The 4354-nt window shown below is 62.8% G+C and carries 4 protein-coding genes; 2 read left to right on the top strand and 2 right to left on the bottom strand.

Annotated elements, in window-relative coordinates:
- Together pncB and gcvA are read right to left on the bottom strand one after the other, a co-directional pair.
- Positions 1-1302: nicotinate phosphoribosyltransferase (gene pncB / locus EN884_RS27395; protein ID WP_013528440.1), on the bottom strand; the 1302-nt coding region annotated here is incomplete at its 3' end.
- A 136-nt stretch (positions 1303-1438) separates the two neighbouring features.
- A complete protein-coding gene (gcvA, locus tag EN884_RS27390) occupies positions 1439-2413 on the bottom strand; it encodes a transcriptional regulator GcvA (protein ID WP_024502059.1) in 975 nt (324 codons plus the stop codon).
- 206 nt (positions 2414-2619) lie between these two features.
- Between gcvA and speB the strand changes: the two genes are divergently transcribed.
- Positions 2620-3681 carry an agmatinase gene (speB, locus tag EN884_RS27385; protein WP_013528438.1) on the top strand — a complete coding sequence of 354 codons (1062 nt, stop codon included), beginning with the start codon at positions 2620-2622 and terminating at the stop codon, positions 3679-3681.
- A gap of 82 nt (positions 3682-3763) precedes the next feature.
- Positions 3764-4354, top strand: a 591-nt coding sequence (locus EN884_RS27380; protein WP_128360841.1) for a transporter substrate-binding domain-containing protein, incomplete at its 3' end; no start/stop codon positions are given.

Below are 4354 nucleotides of genomic sequence, written 5' to 3'. Positions count from 1 at the left end.
CACCTTGACCAATTGCTCCACGCGGTCCTTCTCGCCAAAAATCCTGAGATACCGCTCGATCTCTTTCACATCGCCGGTCGCCTTGGCCGGATTGTCCGACAGCTTGACCGCTGGCCTGCCATTGGCCTCGGTGACCTTGCAAACCAGCGATATGGCGTCGAGGCTGTTGGTTTCCGTCGGCGCGCAGCCTTCGAAATCATTGGTCAGATTGGTGCCCCAGCCGAACGACATGCGCACCTTGCCCTTGAAGTGGCGATAGGTCTCCTCGATGGTCTCGACCTCGAGCCCGTCGGAGAAGATCAGCAGTTTCTGCTTGGGGTCCTTGCCCTTGTCGCGCCACCAGGACAGGATTTTTTCGCCGCCTTCGATCGGCGGCGCGCTGTCGGGGCGAAAGCCCGTCCAGTCGGCCACCCAGTCCGGCGCATCGCGCAGGAACGATGCTGTGCCGAAGGCGTCGGGCAGCACGATCAGCAGATTGCCGCCATAGTAGCGCTGCCAGTCCTGCAGCACCTTGTAAGGCGACTGTCTCAGCTCTTTTTCCGAGTCGGCAAGCGCGGCAAACACCATCGGCAGCTCATGTGCGTTGGTGCCGAGCGCTTCGAGGTCGTTGTCCATGGCCAAAAGCACGTTGGAGGTGCCGGTGAACGCCTCGCCGATGCCTTCCTTCAACGCCTCGACACACCAGCGCTGCCATAGGAAGGAATGGCGCCGGCGCGTGCCGAAATCCGAGATGCGGATGCCGGGCAGCGCCTTCAGCCGCTCGGTCTTGGCCCACATCTTGGATTTGGCGCGGGCATAGAGCACGTCGAGCGCGAAAGGCCCGAACGCCCGCATCGCCGCGCGAGATCGGAGTTCATTGATGATGGCGAGCGCCGGGATTTCCCACAGCGTGGTGTACATCCACGGCCCGCTGAAGGTCAGTTCATACTGCCCGTCGCACTTCGACAGCTCGTATTCGGGCAGCCGGAAGCCTTCCAGCCAGGCGAGGAATTCCGGTTCGAAGATCTGCTTGCGGCCGTAGAAATTGTTACCGCCGAGCCAGATCATCTCCTTCTTGGAGAAGCGCAAGGTGCGGGCATGGTCGAGTTGTTCGCGCAATTCGCCCTCGTCGATCTCGTCGGCAAGGCGCACCGAGGTCGTGCGGTTGATCAGCGAGAAGGTTGCGTCGACCTTGGGATACATGCCCCAGATCATCTGCAGCATCAAAAGCTTGTAGAAATCCGTGTCGAGCAAGCTGCGCACGATCGGGTCGAGCTTCCAGGTGTGGTTGTAGACGCGCCGCGCAATATCGGTCTTAGCCATGTTTCAACACCGCCTTCGCTGCCTGCCATCCACAATTGCGACAGGCCTCATAGCATCGAATCGGCCGCAACGCTGCCCGCTTTCAGGCTGGCCCGACAAAAAGAGCTGCCTGCATGCGGCGGCGCGCAGCCCGGCATCAGCTTGCGGATTTGCCGCCCATCACCCTGAGCGCCGGACGCTTGCGGCGGCTGACGATGCGGCCGGCCACAGGGGCGTCGGCGCGCCCATCGTCCCCCGCTTTCTCGGCAAACAGCCAGTCGACGAACACCTGCACGATCGGCGTCGTCCGCATCTCGTTGCGGCAGACGACATAGAAATCGTCGACCGCCGGCACCGACAGGCTGAACGGCGCGACCAGCATGCCCCTGGCCAGCAGCGCGCTTGCCGTCACCGAGTCGCCCAGCGCCACGCCGTGGCCGTGCACCGCCGCCTCGGTCGCCATACGGGCATCGCCGAGGTGATGGCGGCGGCCCCGCTCCAGGTCCAGCGCATCGGCGGCAGCCAGCCAGGTGTGCCACTCGCGGCCGTCATCGCCATGCAGGAAGACATGATCGGCGAGATCCCTGACGCTGCGGATCGGCCGGTTGTTGATCAAGGTCGGGCTGACCACGGGAAACAGTTCGAGGCCCGACCATTTGCGCATCCAGCAATCGGTCCAGCTGCCGTCGCCATAATGCACGCAGACATCGATATTGGGCGCCCGCAAATCCTTGGGATCGTTGGAAGGAATAAGCGTCAGCCTTATGTCGGGATATTGCGCCATGAAACTGCCGAGCCGCGGTGTCATCCACAGCAACAGTAGCGCCGGCACGCAGGAGACCGAAAGTGTGCCGCTGCTCGCCGGCCTTGTCATGCGCTGGGTGGCGGCGGCGATGCCGTCGAACGCGGTCGACACCGCCGGCAGAAGCTCCGCGCCATGCGGTGTCAGCTTGACCCGCTGGCCGACCCGCTCGAACAGCTTGACACCGAGCGACTGCTCGAGCGCCTTGATCTGGTGGCTGACGGCGCCATGAGTGACGTTCAGCTCAGTCGCCGCCTTGGTCAGTGAACCATGGCGAGCCGTTGCCTCGAAGGCGCGCAGCGGATTGAGCGGTGGCAGGCGCTTGGTCATGGTACCACTTTGTTGTGAGATTTTCTCACAGAAAACACCCTAACAATATCAATTGATTTTTCAATGCCACTGCCAGACACTTGAGTTTAGAACAGCATCAAGACATGAAATCTGCAGGCAGCCAGCGGGACAGCGGCCCGGCCGGATGACGGTCGGTTCGCAGGCGTCACCCGCGCCGGCACTGCATCAGCCCAGGAGGAGCGGACATGGGATACGATCGCGGCAAGCTCGATGCGTTGCGTCGCAAATATGGTGAAAGCCATGGCGGCGAGATGTTCGACCCGAAATTCCGCAAGGTCGCCGACAAGATCTTCTCCAAGAGCGGCACGCGGCTGGCGCCCTATTCAGGCATCCCGACCTTTCTTGCCGCGCCCTACCGCGAAATATCGGCCGACAATCCGGATTTCGGCGATTTGCAGGTGGCGATGATCGGCGTGCCGATGGATCTCGGCGTCACCAACCGCCCGGGCTCGCGCTTCGGGCCAAGGGCGTTGCGCGCCATCGAGCGCATCGGGCCCTACAATCACGTGCTGGAATGCGCGCCGACGCATGAGCTCAGGGTCGCCGACATTGGTGACACGCCGTTCCGCAGCCGCTACCGGCTTGAGACCAGCCATGAGGATATCGAGCGCCGCACCAACCAGATCGTCGATGCCGGGGTCATTCCGCTGTCGATCGGCGGCGACCATTCGATCAGCCATCCAATTCTGAAGGCCGTCGGCAAGAAGGCCCCGGTGGGGTTGATCCATATCGACGCCCACTGCGACACCAGTGGCCTGTTCGACATGACCAAGTTCCACCATGGCGGCCCGTTCCGCAACGCGGTGCTTGACGGCGTGCTCGACCCGACGCGCACGATCCAGATCGGCATCCGCGGCTCGGCCGAATATCTGTGGGAGTTCACCTACGAGTCCGGCATGACCGTGGTGCATGCCGAGGAGGTGACCGGCCTCGGCATTCCGGCGATCATCGAGAAGGCGCGCAAGATCGTCGGCGACGGCCCGACCTATGTCTCCTTCGACATCGACAGCGTCGATCCGGCCTTCGCGCCGGGCACCGGCACGCCGGAAGTCGGCGGTCTGACGACGCGCGAAGTGCTCGAACTGCTGCGCGGCCTCAAAGGTCTTAACATCGTCGGCGGCGACGTCGTCGAGGTGGCGCCGCAATACGACTCGACCACCAACACGGCGCATGCCGCCGCACAGGTGCTGTTCGAGATACTGAGCCTGATGGTGTTCAGCCCGGCGATAACAGGCAAGGGCGCCTGACGTCTAGAAAAGCAAAGGCAGCCGCCGCGCTGGAGCCGGCGGCCGACCCGAACAAACAAAGCTTCCAGACAGGGGAATGACAATGACAATCCGTAAGACATTTGCCTCCATCGCCGCCGTGCTGATGCTCGGCACGGCCGGTTTCGGCCTCGCAGTTCAGGCCGCTAGCGCCGATGCGCTGGCGGACATCACCAAGGCCGGCACCATCAATGTCGGCGTCTTCGCCGACTTTCCGCCCTTCTCCTCGGCCAGCGCCGACATGAGCCTCAAGGGCTATGACATGGATGTCGCGCAATACATCGCCGATACGCTCAAGGTGAAGCTCAATCCCATCGCCGTCACCGGCCAGAACCGCATCCCGTATCTGAACGATCATCGCGTCGACCTGCTGATGAGCGTCGGCTATTCGAAGGAACGCGAGCAGGTCATCGACTTCGCCGCTGCCTACGCGCCCTACTACATCGCCGTGATCGGTCCGGCAGCGCTTGCCGTCAAAGGCAAGGAAGACCTCGCCGACAAGTCGATCGCCGTCAATCGCGGCACGCTGGAAGACACCTCGCTCACCGAGGCAGCACCGGCATCGGCCGACATCAAGCGCTTCGACAACTACAATTCGGTGATCCAGGCCTTCATCTCCGGCCAGACGCAGCTGATGGTCGTCGGCAACGATGTC

Origin of the sequence: Mesorhizobium sp. M7A.F.Ca.AU.001.01.1.1 (genome assembly GCF_004022735.1) — a bacterium.
In the GTDB taxonomy this organism is placed as follows: Bacteria; Pseudomonadota; Alphaproteobacteria; order Rhizobiales; family Rhizobiaceae; genus Mesorhizobium; species Mesorhizobium ciceri.
Note: the sequence above shows the minus strand (reverse complement) of the source record. Positions and strands in the feature narration are given on the sequence as shown.